3 protein-coding genes are annotated in these 1,064 nt (G+C 43.5%); 1 reads left to right on the top strand and 2 read right to left on the bottom strand.

The features are described 5' to 3' along the window. Positions 1–335: outer membrane beta-barrel protein (locus R8N46_RS25430; protein WP_318189805.1), on the top strand; the 335-nt coding region annotated here is incomplete at its 5' end. A 90-nt stretch (positions 336–425) separates the two neighbouring features. Here the strand turns inward: R8N46_RS25430 and R8N46_RS25425 are convergent. Further along, entirely contained in the window at positions 426–623 is a 198-nt protein-coding gene (locus R8N46_RS25425; RefSeq protein WP_005461161.1) for a type II secretion system protein, read from the bottom strand. A 221-nt stretch (positions 624–844) separates the two neighbouring features. Then, the coding region (locus tag R8N46_RS25420; protein ID WP_318189804.1) for an efflux RND transporter permease subunit at positions 845–1,064 on the bottom strand (220 nt) is incomplete at its 5' end.

Below are 1,064 nucleotides of genomic sequence, written 5' to 3'. Positions count from 1 at the left end.
TTAAGAACGACACGCTAAAAACAGATTTGGATTTGCACTATTACCAAGCAGGCATGTCAGCGGTATTGACCAGTGACAACTTAGGCGACACACCACTCTCTTTGTTTGGCCGCGTGACCGCTTTGGGGACTCAAGCAGAAATGTATGTTCCAAATGCCCAGAAAGTGACTGACGACTCTGGCGCACTGTTTAACGTGGGAGCTGGAGTTCATTGGGATATGAGTAAAGATATCTGGTTACGCGCAGAGTACATCTACAATGTCGCAGATATGGGTTTTGAAGACTTTTACGACAGCTATGAAGGTCTACAAATCAGCTTAGGAAAACGCTTCTAGCGCGACGTTGAACCCAGAATTTGAAGTTAAATGTAAAGAAGCCGAGGCAAATGCCTCGGCTTCTTTTATCAATCAAGAAAGTAGCTTTGCTTATTGAGCGGAAAATTTTTCTGCGGTCTCTTTGTTTACATGACTACTAGGTTGAACAGTATCAAGTGACGCTAAAATACCATCTTGATGACCTTTTAGCGCATTCGTAAACGTTGGAAGTGCAGTGGTGACTAACAACGCCATAATACCCGCAACCAGAACCATTTCTACCATGTAACTACCACGAACTTTTTTCAAGGGAACACCGCAATAATCATAGGTATAGCCACCTTCCTGGCTTTATACCTAGCAAGACTCGACATTCAGTCATAAACGATGAGCGAGTCCTGTGCCCCTCGAAGAAGTGGCGAAATAATAACCACAATTAATGGTTAGATCTATAAATAATCACTAGAAATATAAAAAAACGCCGAACAAAAATGGTTCGGCGTTTTTAATCAAAGCGTTACATGTTGTCGTTAAGGATGCACTGTGCGGCCTTTCGAATCGTGGCTGAGCGCTTTGTTCAGTTCTGCTTCTACGTGACCAGGAGCTTGTGTTTTCGCAGAAATCAGTCGGTACATCGCAGGGATAACAAACAAGGTCACCAATGTAGCAAATCCCATCCCGAAAAAGATAACCGTACCCACAGCAATACGGCTCTCATAACCAGCACCTGTTGATACGATCAACGGGATT

Origin of the sequence: Vibrio sp. 1874 (assembly GCF_033344395.1) — a bacterium.
GTDB classification, from domain to species: domain Bacteria; phylum Pseudomonadota; class Gammaproteobacteria; order Enterobacterales; family Vibrionaceae; genus Vibrio; species Vibrio alginolyticus.
The sequence above is the reverse complement of the archived record's forward strand: the minus strand, read 5'-3'. Positions and strand labels throughout refer to the sequence as shown.